General features: G+C 73.2%; 13 protein-coding genes and 1 pseudogene. 3 read left to right on the top strand and 11 right to left on the bottom strand.

The window, feature by feature from the left end:
- Positions 1–21 precede the first annotated feature (21 nt).
- From E1267_RS08605 to E1267_RS08585, 5 genes are read right to left on the bottom strand one after another with little or no spacing between them, the layout of a single operon-like run.
- Positions 22–870, bottom strand: a complete 849-nt coding sequence (locus E1267_RS08605) for an ABC transporter ATP-binding protein (protein WP_132331555.1) — start codon at positions 868–870, stop codon at positions 22–24.
- Complete coding sequence (locus E1267_RS08600) at positions 867–1,658, bottom strand: ABC transporter ATP-binding protein (RefSeq protein WP_132331553.1); 792 nt, start codon at positions 1,656–1,658, stop codon at positions 867–869. Before E1267_RS08600 ends, E1267_RS08605 begins: the two co-directional genes overlap by 4 nt.
- Entirely contained in the window at positions 1,655–2,467 is an 813-nt protein-coding gene (locus tag E1267_RS08595; RefSeq protein WP_132331551.1) for an ABC transporter permease, read from the bottom strand. The genes E1267_RS08600 and E1267_RS08595 overlap by 4 nt, the downstream gene beginning before the upstream one ends.
- Positions 2,464–3,429: an ABC transporter permease gene (locus E1267_RS08590; protein WP_132331549.1), complete on the bottom strand. Its 966-nt coding sequence runs from the start codon at positions 3,427–3,429 to the stop codon at positions 2,464–2,466. Before E1267_RS08590 ends, E1267_RS08595 begins: the two co-directional genes overlap by 4 nt.
- Positions 3,429–4,934, bottom strand: coding sequence for an ABC transporter substrate-binding protein (locus tag E1267_RS08585; protein ID WP_132331547.1), 1,506 nt, complete (start codon positions 4,932–4,934; stop codon positions 3,429–3,431). The genes E1267_RS08590 and E1267_RS08585 overlap by 1 nt, the downstream gene beginning before the upstream one ends.
- Positions 4,935–5,159: 225 nt before the next feature.
- On the opposite strand from E1267_RS08585, the gene E1267_RS46220 reads away from it, so the two are divergent.
- Positions 5,160–5,426, top strand: a complete 267-nt coding sequence (locus E1267_RS46220) for a hypothetical protein (protein WP_132331545.1) — start codon at positions 5,160–5,162, stop codon at positions 5,424–5,426.
- Here E1267_RS46220 and E1267_RS08575 read toward each other — a convergent pair.
- Entirely contained in the window at positions 5,380–6,528 is a 1,149-nt protein-coding gene (locus tag E1267_RS08575) for a serine hydrolase domain-containing protein (RefSeq protein ID WP_132331543.1), read from the bottom strand. The two genes, E1267_RS46220 and E1267_RS08575, sit on opposite strands and share 47 nt — an antisense overlap.
- Before the next feature lie 364 nt (positions 6,529–6,892).
- On the opposite strand from E1267_RS08575, the pseudogene E1267_RS47840 reads away from it, so the two are divergent.
- Positions 6,893–6,949, top strand: a pseudogene (locus E1267_RS47840) (AMP-binding enzyme); the annotation flags it as partial.
- Between the two features lie 57 nt (positions 6,950–7,006).
- Here the strand turns inward: E1267_RS47840 and E1267_RS45530 are convergent.
- The 5 genes from E1267_RS45530 to E1267_RS08545 form a co-directional block, all read right to left on the bottom strand.
- Positions 7,007–8,314, bottom strand: a complete 1,308-nt coding sequence (locus E1267_RS45530; protein WP_132331541.1) for a family 43 glycosylhydrolase — start codon at positions 8,312–8,314, stop codon at positions 7,007–7,009.
- A gap of 165 nt (positions 8,315–8,479) precedes the next feature.
- Positions 8,480–9,370, bottom strand: coding sequence for a diacylglycerol/lipid kinase family protein (locus tag E1267_RS08560; protein ID WP_132331540.1), 891 nt, complete (start codon positions 9,368–9,370; stop codon positions 8,480–8,482).
- Positions 9,371–9,495: 125 nt separating this feature from the next.
- Entirely contained in the window at positions 9,496–11,211 is a 1,716-nt protein-coding gene (locus E1267_RS08555) for an ABC transporter ATP-binding protein (protein WP_132331538.1), read from the bottom strand.
- Positions 11,208–13,040 (bottom strand): ABC transporter ATP-binding protein, encoded by a 1,833-nt coding sequence (locus E1267_RS08550; protein WP_132331536.1) that lies wholly within the window; start codon positions 13,038–13,040, stop codon positions 11,208–11,210. The genes E1267_RS08555 and E1267_RS08550 overlap by 4 nt, the downstream gene beginning before the upstream one ends.
- A gap of 60 nt (positions 13,041–13,100) precedes the next feature.
- Positions 13,101–14,036 carry an alpha/beta hydrolase gene (locus tag E1267_RS08545; protein WP_246063622.1) on the bottom strand — a complete coding sequence of 312 codons (936 nt, stop codon included), beginning with the start codon at positions 14,034–14,036 and terminating at the stop codon, positions 13,101–13,103.
- A gap of 60 nt (positions 14,037–14,096) precedes the next feature.
- Here E1267_RS08545 and E1267_RS08540 point away from each other — a divergent pair, with 60 nt between their 5' ends.
- Entirely contained in the window at positions 14,097–15,131 is a 1,035-nt protein-coding gene (locus E1267_RS08540; protein WP_132331534.1) for a helix-turn-helix domain-containing protein, read from the top strand.
- Positions 15,132–15,199 lie beyond the last annotated feature (68 nt).

Here is a 15,199-nt window from a genome sequence, read left to right as displayed (position 1 = left end):
CGGCGCGGCGGGTGACGTTCGCTACCTGAGGCGGGCGGCGCGGCTGAGTCTCGGCACGCTCTCGACCAGCCGCCGCGTGTACGGATGGGCGGGCGAGCCCAGCACCCGCTCGGTCGGTCCGCTCTCCACCACCCGCCCGCTCTCGACGACCACCGCCTCCGGGCACAGCGCGGCCACCACGCTCAGGTCGTGCGAGACGACCACGAGCGTCAGCCCTCTGCTCCTGCCCAGCTCGGCCAGCAGCTCCACCACCCGCACCCGTGTCGACACGTCGAGCGCGCTGACGGGCTCGTCGGCGAGCAGCACGCGGGGCCCGCACACCACGGCCCTCGCGATCGCGATGCGCTGACGCTGCCCGCCCGAGAACTCGTGCGGGTAACGGCGCGCCGCGTCGGCGGGCAGGCCCACCGACTCCAGCGCCTCGGCCGCGCGCTCGGCCGCCTCGGCCCTCCTGGCCGCCCGCGACCCCGCCGCCGGCAGGCCCAGCGAGCGCAGCGGCTCGGAAACGATCCGGCCCACCCGCTGGCGTGGATCCAGCGAGGAGTACGGGTCCTGGAACACCGGCTGCACGGCGCGCCGGAACGCGCGGTCGCGCGGCGCGAGCTCCGCGCCGTCGAAAAGGATCCGCCCAGTGCTCGGCCTGGCCAGGCCGAGCAGCAGCCGCAGCAGCGTCGTCTTGCCCGCGCCCGACTCGCCGACCAGCGCCACGTTGCGCCCCGCCGTCACGGAGACGGACACGTCCTCCAGCACCGGCCGCCCGCCCCGATAGGAGAAGCCCGCCCGGCTGGCCTCCAGCACAGGCACGTCCCCGCCGCCTGCCCCGCCGTTTGCCCCGCTGCTTTCCGGGGCTCCCGCTCTGGTGCCGGTCATGGGGCCAGCCGATCCAGCTCACCCTCCAGCGCCCACGCGCTGTCGACCAGCGAGCGCGTGTAGGGGTGCCGCGGTTCCCGTACGACGTCCCGCGTCCTTCCCGACTCCACCGCCGACCCCTCCTTGAGCACCACGATCCGGTCGGCCACGTCGGCGACCACGGCCAGGTCGTGACTGATGAACAACAGCGCCATACCCCGGCCCGCCACCAGCCCGTCCAGCAGCGTCAGCACCTCCGCCTGCACGGTCACGTCCAGCGCCGTGGTCGGCTCGTCGGCGATGAGCAGCTCGGGCTCGCAGGCCAGCGCCATCGCGATGGCCACCCGCTGGCGCTGCCCGCCGGAGATCTCGTGCGGGTACGCCCCCGCCACCCGCTCGGGCAGGCGTACCTCGGACAGCGCGTCCATGACGGCGGCCCGCAGCGCGCCGCCGCGCAGGCCGCGCCGCCGCCTGATCGGCCCGGCGACCTGCCGGCCGACCCGCATCAGCGGGTCCAGCGCGGTCAGCGGCTCCTGGAAGACCATGCTCGCCGACCGGCCGCGCACGCGGTCCAGCGTCCTGCCGGACGCGCCGACGACCTGCGTCCCGCCGAGCACCACGCCGCCAGCGGCCGTCATGCCCGCGGGCAGCAGCCCCATGACGGCGAGCGCGGTCAGCGACTTGCCGGACCCCGACTCGCCGACCAGGCCGAGCCGCGCGCCGGCTTCGACGGCGAACGACAGGCCGCGGACCAGGTCGTGGCCGTCCGGGTGGCGTACCGACAGGTCGTCCGCCCGCAGCAGGGTCATCGGCTGCTCCTCCGCGTAGGGTCGGCCAGGTCGCGCAGCCCGTCGGCGACCAGGTTCACGCCCACCACGAGCACGACGAGCAGCAGCCCGGGGGCGATGGCGCCGAGCGGCGCGGTCAGCACCGTGGCCTGCGCCTCCTGCAGCAGCCGGCCCCATGAGGCGTTCGGCGGCGGTGGGCCCAGCCCGAGGTAGGACAGCGACGCCTCCGCGAGCACGGCCAGGCCGAGCTGGAGAGCCAGGTTGACGAGCAGCGTCGGCCAGATGTTCGGCAGCACGTGCTCGGTCACGAGGCGCGGCCACGGGGTGCCGGACGTTCGCGAGGCCGTGATGTAGTCCTGGGCGAGCACGCGCTTGACCAGCACCCGGGTCAGCCGCGCCACGACGCCCGACATGGCCAGGCCGATCGCGACGACCGCCGAGCCGAGCGACGCCTCGCGCACCGCCACCACCAGCATGGCCAGCAGCAGCGTCGGGAACGCGATGAGGATGTCGAGCGCGGCCGACAGCGCGTCGTCCAGCCAGCGGGTGGCGAACCCGGCGAGCAGCCCTGCCGCGACGCCCAGCACCCCGCCCACCAGCACGGAGCCGGCGCCCACCGTCAGCGCGATGCGGGCGCCCACCATGAGCTGGGTCAGCAGGTCGCGGCCCAGCTTGTCGGTGCCGAGAAGGTGCTCGCCGCCCGGGGGCGCGAGCCGCCCGCCCGTCGTGTCCGACGGATCGTACGGCAGCCACACCAGCGACACGACGGCCACGGCGAGCACGAGGCCGACCAGCACGCACCCGGCGGCGAACGTGTGCCGGCCCTTCACGAACGGCCTCCCCCGACGTGCGCGCGCAACCGCGGGTCGACCAGCCGCTGGACGACGTCGGCCGCGAAGCCGATCAGCAGCACCGCGAGCGTGCTCACCACCAGCACACCCTGGATGACGGGGTAGTCGTGTTCGGAGATGCCCTCGACCAACAGGGTGCCGAGGCCGGGCAGGGTGAACACGCTCTCCACGACCACCGCCCCGAGGAACGTGGTCGCCAGCTCGATGCCCAGGATGGAGATGACGGGCACCGACGCGTTGCGCAGCCCGTGCCGCCACATCGCGCAGCCGAACGACTCGCCCATCGCCCTGGCCGTGCGCAGGAAGTCGCTGCCCAGGACGTCCACGGTGGCCGAGCGCACGTAACGGATCAGGGAGGCCGACATCACCAGCGCGATCGTGACGACCGGCAGCAGCAGCGACGTCAGCGCCCGCCCCGGCTCGGCCCAGTCCTCGCGCGGGAAGCCGCCCGCGGGCAACACCCGCAGCCGCAGCGCGAACACCGTCACCAGCAGCATGCCGATCCAGAACACCGGCACCGCGACGCCGAGCTGCGCGACCCCGTTCAGCAGCGGCCCGTACCAGCGGTCCGACCGCCACGCGGCCAGGAAACCCACCGGCAGGGCGACCACGACGGCCAGCACGAACGCGAGCAGCGTCAGCGGCACGGTGACGTTCAGCCGCGCGGCGATCTCGGACCCGACGGGCAGCTTGCTGACGAACGACGTGCCGAGGTCGAGCCTGGCCAGGCCGCCCAGCCACGAGGCGAACTGCTGGGGCAGCGGCAGGTCGGAGCCGAGCTGCCGGCGTGCCGCGGCGAGCTGCTCCGGCGTCGCGCCGACCGACACCAGCGCGTTGGCCGGGTCGCCGGGCAGCAGCCGTAGCAGCACGAACAGCAGCGAGGCCGCCAGCAGCAGCGACGCCAGCAGGAACGCGGTGCGGCGCAGCAGGTAGCGCCCCATCAGCTCTTCTTGATCCCGTACGCGTAGAACTGCGAGTTCAGGCCGTTGACCGGGTAGCCGGACAGGTTCGACGCGGCCACCACGATCTGCGGGTAGAGGTAGAGCCAGTCGCTGGCCGCGTTCTCGGCGATCCGCCGGTTGGCCTTCTTCAGCAGCTCCGTCTGCTCCTCAGGGGTCCTGGCGCGCTCGGCGTCCTTGATCCACTCGCTCACCTGCTCGTCGTCGTAGCCCCAGTAGAAGCCGGGGTCGCCGTACCAGACCACGTCGCGGTCGTTGACGTGCTCCTGGAGGGTGGCGGCGAAGTCGTGGTTCTTGTACACCTTCGAGTACCACTCGTCGGCGGTGATGACGTTGATGTCGACCGTGATGCCGACCTTGGCCAGCTCGCTCTTGATGAACGCGGCGGCCGTCGGGTGGGGGTCGTAGCTGGGGGTGTCGAGCGTGAAGCGGAGACCCTTGGCGTAGCCGGCCTGGGCGAGCTGCCGCTTGGCCAGCTCCACGTCGTACGGGTTCACCTTGGTGAGGTCCTCGTACCACGGGTCGGTGGGCGGCACCATCGAGCCGATCAGGCTGCCGTGCCCCGCCCAGATCGACTCCAGCAGCTTGGCGTCGTCGATGGCCGACGAGACAGCCTTGCGCACGAGCGGCTTGTCGAAGGGGGCCCTCCTGTCGTTGAAGGCGAGCAGCAGCTTGGTGGTGGAGTGGCCTTCACTGACCTTGTAGTCGGGGTTGCCGGTGAACTGCTCGAGCGCGTCGGGGCTCTGCTGGCTGGTCACGATGTCCACGGCGTTGGTCAGCAGCGCGTTGTTGAGCGCCGTGGCGTCGGTGAAGTAGTGGAACACCACGCCGCCGTTGGCCGGCGGCGTGCCCCAGTAGCCGGGGAAACGGTCGAGGCTGAGCGTGGAGCCGCGCTTCCAGGCCCCCAGCGTGTACGGCCCCGTGCCGTCCTCGGCGGTCGCCAGGTCCTTGGCGCCGGCGTTGACGATCCACACGTACGTGAGGTTGTACACCAGCGACACCGACCTGTGGGCCAGCTTGACGACCACGGTGCCGTCGTCGGGCGCCTCGACGGACTCGATCACCTCGAGGTTGCTCTTGCGCGCCGACTGGGAGTCATCGGCGGTGACGCGCTCGATGCTGTGCTTCACGTCGGCCGCCGTCAGCGCCTTGCCGGAGTGGAAGGTGACGCCGTCGCGCAGCTCGAAGGTGTAGGTCAGGCCGTCGTCGGAGACGGCGTACTCCTTGGCGAGGAGGTTGTCCACCTTGCCCGCGTCGGTCAGCCGGAACAATCCTTCGTACACGTTGCCGTTGAACGCCTCGGTGACGCCCTGCCCGCCGCCGGCGGTGTTGTCGAGGTTCTGGGGCTCGTACAGGGATCCGATCTCGATCACGGCCGCGGCGTCGGGCGTGGCGCCGCCTCCCGCCGGACCTTCCTGGCCGGAGCCGCACGCGACCAGAACGAGCGCCAGTGCGGCCACGACGCCGGCGAGCTTGCTGTTCACCATCACTCCCGAGCAATATGCACTAAATGAGTAGGTTTAGTGGGATCATACCGGTGGCCTGAGTAGCCGCTCAGCGGCGGCTGGTAGACCGGTGGCAAACACGCGCAGCGATCCGGCCCAGAATCACCCTAGTCAATGCCAAATCCGGACCGATGAGCGGTATGACGGTTTCTGGTCGGGCAGGCGTGGGCTTCCGCTTACAGCCGTTCGACGGGAGGCGGATCTGGGATGGCTCCAACGGAAACAGGCATCGCCGATCAAAGCCGTGCGGCCGCCGCCGCGCCCACGCCGGAGCGCAGGCCGGTCGTGGCGGCGGCCGCGCTCTGGGCATCCGTGCTGGCTCCGTTCGCGGCGCTGGCGGCCGCCGTACCCATGGCCTGGGGCAGGGGACTGTGCTGGGCCGACGTGGCGATCGCGGCCGGCGCCTACGCGATCACCGGGCTCGGCGTCACTTCGTCGGCGGCTTGTACGGCTCGCCGCAGAAGTAGCGGTTGAGCGCGTCCACACCCGCCAGCAACATCGGCGCGACCTTCGGATCGCTGCGGTGCACGTTGACCGAGAGCGTCATCCGGCGCTTTCCCGTCGCGTCGGCGAAGGCGAACGTCTGGTAGCCCGGGATGGCCCCGGTCGCGCCCCACATCTCGCCGCAGGTGAGCCCCGCCGACTCGAGCCCGAGCCCGTACCGCGGGAACACCGGCGCCTGCGGCGTCCCGACCCCGGTGCGCATCTGGGCAAGCAGTTCGCGCGTGACCAGCCGGCCACCGAACAACGCCTGGTAGAAGCGGTTCACATCCCGGGCGTCCGACACCACACCGTACGCCGCCCACGCGAACGACGGGTTCAGCCGGGTGACCGGCTTGAGCGACCCCGGCACGCCGGGGTCGGCGCCCTTGGGCAGGTAGTAGCCGGTGGCATGCGGGCCGCGGATGCCCGGCCGGGTCAGCGGCAGGTACGTGCGCGTCATCCGTGCGGGGCGGAAGATCCGCCGCTCCAGCTCGGCGCCCAGGTCGTGGCCCGTGACCTTCTCCACCAGCAGGCCGAGCAGGATGTAGCCGGTGTTGGAGTAGGAGAAGCGGCCCCGCTGCGGGCGCGGCAGCCGCTCGGCCTCGGCGACGAGCCGCCGCGGGGTGTAGGTCTTGGTCAGGCGGGCGGGGTCGGCGAACTCGGGTGCTTGCGCGTAGTCGGCCAGGCCGCCCGTGTGGTTGAGCAACTGCCGCACGGTGATCCGGTCGCCACCCTCGACCAGGCCGGGCAGCCGGGTGGCGATCTTCTCCTCCAGGCTCACCCTGCCCTCCCGCACCAGTTGCAGGACCACCGCGGCCACCATGCTCTTGGTCAGGCTGGCGATCCGGAACCGCGCCTCGCGCGGCACCGGCGCGCGGGTCTCCAGGTCGGCGACCCCGCTGGTGGCGATCCAGGTGCCGTGACCGTCGTCGATCCTGGCCAGGACGCCGGGAGCGCCCGCGGCCACCATCGCGTCGAGCGCCTGGCGCACGCCGGCATGCTCCTTCGCCTGCGCGTTCGCCGGCAGAGGGGACAGCAGTCCCGCGGCGATGAGAATGGTGGCCGCCACACGGCGGCCGGTCAGGAGGGACATGTACGCGTTCCTTCGATGGACGGCGGTGAACGATCTCCATCCTCGAAGGGCCCGCGGCCGTCCTCGTCCTCATTCCTGACGAACCTCGCCTGCCCCGGTGGTCGCACCCGGGCTGCGACCACAGACTGACCCGCGCGCACGTTCTCTCGCGGTGGCCCCACGCGGGACCGCCCCCGGCCGGCACGCCGCGGGCGTCGTCAGGGCAGGTTGGCCAGCGCCTGGCGGGCGGCCTGGAGCGCGCCGTGCGCGTAGCCGTTGATCTTGATCGCCGCCACCGGCAAGGCCGCCCCCGACGGCTGGTTCCGTACGGGCGACCTGGCGGTGAGCCACCCCGACGGCTACGTGCAGGATCGCCTCCGTCGAGGTGGAGAACGCCCTGGTGGACCATCCGGCCGTGCAGGAGGCCGCGGTCGTCGCACGGCCCCGCCCGCACTGGGGCGAGGTGCCCGTCGCCTACGTCGCCGCGCGGCCGGCCCGATCAGGCGAGTTCGACGTAGTCCAGCTCGGCCCACCGCGTCAGGTGTTGCAGGCGCAGCGTGTTCCAGCCCGCGACCAGGGTGACCGTCGCCTTGACCTGCGTCCAGTTGTCCCACCCCCGGTCGGGATAGTCCACGGTGGCCCGCGCCGCCCCGTTCACCGTCAGGGCGTGCTGGGCGTCGCCGTATCCGGCGGCGTACGCGACGTTCGCGGTGTAGTCGCCCGCCACCGGCGCGAACACCTTGATGTCGACCCAGCTGTCGGCGTGGTCCAGCTTGGCCACCACGGCGCCCTGCGACGCGCCGGCCGCGCCCGTGCGGACCTCCGCGTGGTTGACCGTGCCGCGTTCGGCCTCGTACCGCACCCGGCTGCCGCGCACGACGGGATAGTCGTTCGCCCAGCCGAGGTCCGCGGTGTACATCCAGCGCGCGTCGCCCACCCAGCCGTGGAAGAAGACACGGTCGCCCAGCACGTCGGTGCCGCCAGGGCCCTGCACCGCGCCGTCGAACGTGCCGGTCGTCATGAGCGGCCGGTACGCCTTGGTGTAGGGGCCGGTGAGCGAAGGGGCGGTGGCGTAACCGGTGAAGTACGAGTTGCCGGTGTAGGAGCCGCCCGAGTAGAACAACACGTACTGCGACGGGCGTTTGACCAGCACCGGCGCCTCGATCACGCCGGCCTCCTCCGGGCGGTCGTTGCGGATGAGCTCCCTCCTGGGCCCGGTGAAGGTGACGCCGTCGGCCTGCACCTGCTGCAACCAGATGACGGTGGGCTTGCCCACGGCGTTGCCGTCGTTCTTGTACAGCAGATAGCGCGTGCCGTCCGCATCGACGAAGCTCGACGGGTCGATGTCGCCGCCCTCGGCGGGGTCGCACACGAGCGGGGAGTCGCCGATGGGCCGGAACGGGCCGAGCGGGGTGGGCGACAGCGCGGCGCCGATGCACATACGCCCGGTCGCGGTGCTCGGGCCGGTGAAGTACATGAGGTACTGGCCGTCCGCGCGGCGCGTCACGTCAGGCGCCCAGAAACCGCCGTCGCCCGCCCAGCTCGGCTTGCCGGGCAGGGCGTCACCGCGCACGGTCCACGGCCCGGTGGGCGACGGCGCGTCGGCCACCTGGATGCGGCCGGCCCGGCTGCTGGTGGAGTAGGCGTAGAAGGTGGATCCGGCCTGGATGACGTCGGGGTCGGGGAAGTCGGCCTCGATGACCGCCGGTGGCGCGACGGCAGCGACCGCCGCGCGGGCCTCGCCTCCGCCCGCCGCGAACGTCGCCACCAGGGGTAACACCAGAATGAGCCGACCGGACAACGACATGGGAGCCTCCCATCCGCCGCGCGCCGGCGGAAGCGGCCCGCCTCCAGGCGGGGCGGCCGGCGAGCGATCATCACGCGTATCCGACCGATGATCTCACAAGCGTCAAGCGTCACGGTCCGGCGCGACCGGCGGTCGCTCACCCGGCCCGCCGACCCTCGACCTGTGTCACTCGTCTGGTGCGATGAGCCGCCAGGCGCTGGGGCGTACGGTCCAGGACCAGACGGGCGAGGCCGGCAGCAGTTCGCCGTCGGCGTTGGCCGGTACGGGCTCACCCTCGATGACGACCCTGCCCGCCCGCATGGTGACCACGTCACCGCGCTCGGGGTGCTCGCCGCGCCGCAACCGCAGCCCGTACGCCAGCCGTGCCCAGGGGGAGACGGCGAAGGAGACGATCACGTCGGCCAGCCCGTCGTCCGGGCACGCGTCCGGCGCCAGCGGGGTGCCGCCGCCGATCGTGGCGCCGTTCCCGACGCCCACCATGAGCACCCGCCGGCGGCCGGACGCGACGACGACGCCGTCAGCGCGTACCCGCAGCTGCCAGCCCCGGCTGCGTGCCCCGGCGAGGAGCGCGCCCACGGCGTACGCGGCCCGGCGCAGCACCGGCTTGAGCGGGGCCGCCTGCTCCGAGGCCAGCGCGCCGACGCCGACGTGCACGGCGTTCATCACGATCCCGCCCTCGTCGTCCACCAGCAGGTCCAGCGGCCGTTCGGTGCCGTGCAGCACCGTCAGCGCGGCCTTCCCGAGGTCCAGCGGGACGCCCAGAAAGCGGGCCAGGTCGTTGCCGGTGCCCATGGGGATCAGCCCCACCGGCCGGTCGGCGAGTTCTCCGCGGGCGAGCAGCGCCTCCAGCACGGTGTGCAGGGTGCCGTCGCCGCCCATCACGACGGGGTCGCGGTCGGCGTACCCGGCCAGGACGCGGCCGACATCCTCTGGTGTCGCCGTGGCGGGGGCCACGATGTCGGCCTCGCTCTCCAGCGTGCGCAGCACCGCCTGCCGGGTTTCGTCGTCGTCGCCGCCCGCCGCCGGATTGCCGATCGCCACCAGCCTGCGCGCCATCTCCGCCCGCCTTCCCTCGTCCTGGGCTGCCCCGGTTCCCCCGGCCGGGCCGGCGAAACGCCCAGGGCGCCGCGGGCCGTCGAGGGTGCTCGGGAACCCCGGCCGAGGGAAGGGCCACCGGGTGCTCAGCCCGGGGCGGCCTCGTGATGGGAGACCTCCCAGAACCCGGCATAGCGTCCGCCACGGCGCAGCAGCTCGTCGTGGGTGCCTTCCTCCACGATCCGGCCGCCGTCGAGGAAGACGACCCGGTCGGCGCGCTGAACGGTCCGCATGCGGTGCGCCACCAACACCACCGTCCGGCCCGCCATGAGCCGCTCGATCCCCTCGTGCACGGCCGCCTCGTTCACCGGGTCCAGCGCGGAGGTCACCTCGTCCAGCAGCACGACGGGCGCGTCCTTGAGCAGCGCACGCGCGATCGAGACGCGCTGGCGCTCGCCGCCCGACAGCAGCGAGCCGCCCTCGCCGACGTTCGTCTCCCATCCGCCGGGCAGCCGCTCGATCACCTCGTCGAGCCGCGCCGCCGTCGCCGCCGCCCGCACCTCCGCCTCGGTCGCGCCGGGACGGCCGAGACGTACGTTCTCCTCGATGGTCCCGTCGAAGAGATAGACGTGCTGGAAGACGATGGCGATCCGCTCCATGAGCACCTTGGTGTCGATCGCGCGCACGTCCACGCCTCCCATGCGCACCGCGCCCGCGTCCACGTCGTAGAAGCGCGCGAGCACCTGCAGCAGGGTGCTCTTCCCCGCCCCCGACGGCCCCACGACGGCGAGCCGCCGCCCCTGCGGCACGGACAACGACACGTCGTCGAACACCGTACGGTCGCCGTGCCGGAAGGTGACGGACGCGAGCTCCAGGTCATGCCCCGCCGGCTCGATCGGCTCGGCCGGCTCCGGCAGCGGATCCGTCCGCAACACCTGGTCCAGCCGGTCCAGCTCGGACCGGGCGCCGCGCAGTTTGCCGCCGATGTCCGACAACGACAGCAGCGGGTCGGCGCACCGGGCGGCCAGCACCAGGATCGTCAGCACCTCCGCCGCGCCGATGTTCCCGCCGAGCACGAGGTAGGCGCCGAGGACCAGCAGCACGGTGAAGAGCGCCTGCACCACGACCGTCAGCCCCACCACACCCGGCAGCGCGGCCAGCACGGTACGCCGGGACGCCCGCTGCATCCCGCGCAGCGAGTCGTCGAGCAGCGTGAAACGTTCCGTGGTCCGGCCGCCGGCCCGCAGCACCGGCTGGGCCTGGAGGTACTCGATGACGCGCCCGCTCGCCTCGTGGTCGCGCTGGTGGCGCTCGGCGTCCGTGGCGGCCGTCGAGCGGACCGTCCACCACTGGATCGCCGCGACGACGGGTACGCCCGCCAGCGCCGCCAGCCCCATACGCCAATCGAAGACGAGCATCACGGCCACGACCGTCAGGGGCGTCACCACCGCGGAGACGAACGGCGCCAGCAGATGCGCCGCCACGCTCATCGCCGCCAGCAGCCCGCGGCCGGCCATGACGGAGACCTCGCCGACCCGGCCGGCGTCGTACCAGCCGATGGGCAGCCGGGCCAGGTGCTCGCCGAGCCGGTGGTACATGCCGCGCAACATCGTCGTCCCGACGCGCATGCCGGACAGGTCACTGGTGTAGCGGAGCACGGCGTAGGCGGCGACCGCGGCCCCGAACGCCACCAGCCACGGCCAGGCGTCCGCGGGCGAACCCCCGAGCAACGCCCGCAGCACGGGGACGAGCAGCGCGTACGACAGTCCCTCGGCCGTCGCCGTGATCGTCATGAGGGCCATGGCGCGGCGCATCGTCCTGGCGTACTCGTGTCCCAGCACACGCAGCAGCATGTGGATCATCGGGGCTCATCTCCTTGCGCCGGACCGCCGTGCGTCCCGGCCGCGCCGGCGATCCGCCGGGAGCGCCAGAACGCGGCGAACCTTCCGTTGCGCGCCAGCAGTTCGGCGGGGCTGCCGCGTTCGACGATCGACCCGTTCTCCAGCATCACGACGGTGTCGGCGTCGGCGACCGTCTCCAGGCGGTGGGCGATGACGAGGACTGTGCGATCGCCGTCCAGCGTCGCCAGCGCCCGGCGTACGGCCTGCTCGGTCTGCGGGTCGGCGAACGCGGTCGCCTCGTCGAGCACCAGGACGGGTGTGTCGGCCAGCAGCGCGCGTGCGACGGCGACCCGCTGCGCTTCGCCGCCCGACAGCCGCGCGTCGTCCCCGATCACGGTGTCGTACCCTCGCGGCAGCTCCAGGATGCGGTCGTGAATGCCGGCCAGCCGGGCGGCGCGGACCACCTCGTCGTGCCCGGCGTGCGGCACCGCCAGGGCGATGTTGTCGGCGACCGGGGCGCGCAGCAGGCGGACGTCCTGGAAGACGAACGAGACCATCCGGTAGAGCTCGCCGCTCCCGAGCTCGCGCAGGTCGACGCCGCCGAGCAGGACCGAGCCGCTCACCGGGTCGAAGAACCGCGGCAACAGCTGGACCAGCGTGGACTTGCCGCTCCCCGACGGCCCGACGAGCGCGGTGACCGTCCCTGGTTCCAGCACCAGGTCGATCCCGCGCAACACCTCGCGGCCGTCGTCGTAGGCGAACCGCACGTCACGCAGCTCGACCCGGTGCCCTCGCGGCGAGGCGGGTTCGGCCGGCTCCGGCAGAGGCGGCACCTCGAGCACGTCCTTGATCCGGCTCACCGCCCGCCGGGCGGCCTGGAGGTCGTCGAAGCCGTGGCCGAGGGCCGCGACCGGCGCGGTCAGGCCCAGCCCGAGCAGCAGGAAGGGCAGCAGGTCCGCGGGGGCCATGCCGCCGGACGTGATCAGCGCCGCGCCGCCGATCAGCACGACCAGCAGCACGAACGGCGGCGACAGCGCCAGCTGCATCGCCGCGGCGATCAGCGACATGTTGCGCACCCACCGGACGAAGACGTCGACGAAGTCGTCCGCGGCCCGGATGAACGTGCGGTGGGCGCGCTCGGCCCCGCCGAACGCCTTGACCACCGCGATGCCCTGCACGAACTCGACGGTGGAATCCGCGATCCGTCCCATCGCCGCGTCGAACTCCTCCTGCTCGCGCAGCCGGGCCGGCACCATCATCAGGGGGACCATCGCCACCGCCAGGGCCACCGGGATCAGGGTGATCAGCGTGAGCCGCCAGTCGACGGCGAACAGGTAGACCAGCGACACCAGCGGCACGACGAAGGCCGAGACGAGCTCGCCGGGGGCGTGGGCGATGAACGGGTGCACGGCGCTGACGTCCTCGCCCACCACCTTGGCCACTTCTCCGGACCCGCGCCGGGAGAACCACCCGATCGGTACGCGCCCCAGCCGCGCCGCCAGCCGCCTGCGGAGCGTCAGCTGCACCTCACCGTCGAGGACGTGCCCGATCCCCGACGACGCGGCCGTGAGCAGCAGCCGGACCAGCAGGCCGGCCGCGCCCGCCGTCACGACGGCCCAGACATGGCCCGGGTCGGCGGGGCCCGGCGAGAGCAGGACCCGGCCCACCTCGACGACGGCGAGCAGCGGCGCCAGGCCGGCGACGGCGCCGACCATCTGGAGCAGGACGACGGCGGCGAAAGCCCACCCGTACGGGCGCAGCAGTCCTGTCATGCCCGGTGCCGACCCTGTTCCGGCATCCGGCGGGGGAGCGGGCTGCTCCCTGGCCGGGGCGAGGTCGGTCGCGGTCATGGCTCTCCCGTGGTCGTGGATCTCATCGCGTTTCCTGAGCGGTGGTGGTGGCGGATGGCGTCAGCCGGTGAGGGCGCGGTGGAGCACGGTGCCGAGCTCGGCGATCTGACGTTGTGAGACCTCGGCGGACAGGATGGCCTGGGAGCCGTGGAAGGTGCCCGCCCACTGATGGAGCTCGACCGAGACGCCGGCCTGGAGCAGGCGGGTGGCGTACACGATGTCCTCGTCGCGGTTGGGGCACAGCTCGGCCGTGGCGATGTAGGCGGGAGGCAGGCCGGTCAGGTCTTCCGCGCGTGCCGGGGCCGCGTACGGGGTGGCGGGGGCGCCGCCGAGGTAGTGGCCCCAGGCGGAGCTCACCTTGTCCCGGTTCATCCAGGGGGTGTCGGTGAAGGTGCGGGCCGACCACGTCTGCTGCCGGTCGTCGAGGCCGGGCTGGTTGAGCAGCTGGAAGCAGATCCGCGGGCCGTGCTCGTCGCGGGCTCGCAGGGCCATGCCGGCGGCCAGCCCGCCGCCGGCGCTGTGCCCGCCGACGGCGATGCGGGCGGGGTCGAGGCCGAGCCGCCCGGCGTGCTCGGCCGCCCAGGCGAGGACGGCGTAGGAGTCGTCGAGGGCGGCCGGGAAGGGGTGTTCGGGCGCCAGACGATAGCCGACCGAGATCACCACCGTGCCGGAGACCTCGGCCAGGCGCGCGGCCCAGGGGTGTTCGGTGTCGAGGTCGCCCATGACCCAGCCGCCGCCGTGCATCCACACGATGGCGCCCTGGCCGGCCTGCCGGGGGCGGTAGACGCGGATCGGCACGCCGGGGCCGGCGGGCACGACATGGTCCTCGATCTCCAGGCCCGTCGTGTCCGGAGGCGCCACCGACGCGGCCAGGACGGCGAAGCTGTCGCGCTCGGCGATCGGGTCGCGCAGGTCGGCTCGGGGGAACAACGGGATGAAAGCTTCGAGTTCGGGATCCATGCCGCTCATCCTCGCGGCGCCGGCCCACCAGGTCATCCGCCATCCGTCGCCCATCACGGCTCGGCCGCGCACCGATCGTCGCGTACTCTTCCCTGCATGGAGGCACTGGCTGTACGGCTGTCGCACCTGGACGCGGAGGCCGGAGGGGCGCTCCGGGTCGTCATGTTCTACGACACGCTGATGCGCCGCCGGGTGGATCTCCCGGCACTCGCCCGGGCCTCGGCCAACCTGGCCGGCTGCGTGGCGGGCATCAGGCTGCACGACCCGGACCGCGTGGTCCGCTTCTCGCCCGACGGCAGGCAGGCGGCCGGCCCGCCGGCGCCCGCGTCCACCACGGCGCCGATCACCCTCGACGACGAGGAGGTCGGCACGGTCTGGCTGGAACGCTCCGCCCCTCCCTTCCCGCTCGACGAGCTGCTGCTGGACCGGCTCGCCATCGCCGTCGCGGCGGTCGTCGAGAGGTACGGCCCGGCCAGCACCACCATGGCCGACCCGGCCCTCGTCGAGCTCGCGATCAGCCCCGGCAGCGAGGACGCCGCCAGAGCCCGGGCGTTGCGCCTGCTGGGCTTCGCCGCCGACCTGCCCGTACGCGTCGCCGCCGTACGGTCACGGCTCCCGCTCGACCAGGTCGGCGGCCTGATCTGCCCGACACGCCCGGTCAGGGCGGCGCCGGTCGGCGGCGTGGGCGTCATCCTGGCCACCACCGTCGACCAGAGCCGCTTGCCCGAGGGCGCGCGGGCGGGCATCGGTTCCGCGGCCGGCCCTTGCGTGTCCTGGCAGCAGGCGCGCACCGCCCTGCGCTACACCACTCCGCGCCGGCCGGTCGTCCACTACGAGGACCTGGGCGCGCTGGCCCTGCTGGCCGAGATCCCGCCGGAGGTCGCGCGCGGCAACCCCGACGTGGCGGCGATCGACCGGCTGGTCGGCGTTCCCGAGGACCTGGAGACCCTGGACGCCTACTGCGCCACCGGTTCCCTGCGCCAGGCCGCCGACCTCCTGCACCTGCACCACAGCAGCATCGCCCGCCGGGTCGAACAGATCGGCAAGGCCTTGCGTATCGACCTCACCGAACCGGCCGGGCTGACCCGGGCCAGGATCGCCCTCACCACGTGGCGGCTCCTCGGCGAGTGACGAGCGCCGGCCTGTGACCCCGCACGTGCCGCCGACCGGTGAGCCGCCGGTCGGCGTCCGGTGCCGGC

The organism is Nonomuraea longispora (assembly GCF_004348345.1).
Lineage (GTDB): Bacteria > Actinomycetota > Actinomycetes > Streptosporangiales > Streptosporangiaceae > Nonomuraea > Nonomuraea longispora.
Note: the sequence above shows the minus strand (reverse complement) of the source record. Positions and strands in the feature narration are given on the sequence as shown.

Bases quoted from the DNA above. Each gene is read 5' to 3' on its own strand.
- E1267_RS08585 (WP_132331547.1), bottom strand. From the start codon at position 4,934: ATGGTGAACAGCAAGCTCGCCGGCGTCGTGGCCGCACTGGCGCTCGTT.
- E1267_RS08545 (WP_246063622.1), bottom strand. From the start codon at position 14,036: ATGACCTGGTGGGCCGGCGCCGCGAGGATGAGCGGCATGGATCCCGAA.
- E1267_RS08555 (WP_132331538.1), bottom strand. From the start codon at position 11,211: ATGATCCACATGCTGCTGCGTGTGCTGGGACACGAGTACGCCAGGACG.
- E1267_RS08590 (WP_132331549.1), bottom strand. From the start codon at position 3,429: ATGGGGCGCTACCTGCTGCGCCGCACCGCGTTCCTGCTGGCGTCGCTG.
- E1267_RS08575 (WP_132331543.1), bottom strand. From the start codon at position 6,528: ATGTCCCTCCTGACCGGCCGCCGTGTGGCGGCCACCATTCTCATCGCC.
- E1267_RS08550 (WP_132331536.1), bottom strand. From the start codon at position 13,040: ATGACCGCGACCGACCTCGCCCCGGCCAGGGAGCAGCCCGCTCCCCCG.
- E1267_RS08605 (WP_132331555.1), bottom strand. From the start codon at position 870: ATGACCGGCACCAGAGCGGGAGCCCCGGAAAGCAGCGGGGCAAACGGC.
- E1267_RS08560 (WP_132331540.1), bottom strand. From the start codon at position 9,370: ATGGCGCGCAGGCTGGTGGCGATCGGCAATCCGGCGGCGGGCGGCGAC.
- E1267_RS46220 (WP_132331545.1), top strand. From the start codon at position 5,160: ATGGCTCCAACGGAAACAGGCATCGCCGATCAAAGCCGTGCGGCCGCC.
- E1267_RS08600 (WP_132331553.1), bottom strand. From the start codon at position 1,658: ATGACCCTGCTGCGGGCGGACGACCTGTCGGTACGCCACCCGGACGGC.
- E1267_RS08540 (WP_132331534.1), top strand. From the start codon at position 14,097: ATGGAGGCACTGGCTGTACGGCTGTCGCACCTGGACGCGGAGGCCGGA.
- E1267_RS45530 (WP_132331541.1), bottom strand. From the start codon at position 8,314: ATGTCGTTGTCCGGTCGGCTCATTCTGGTGTTACCCCTGGTGGCGACG.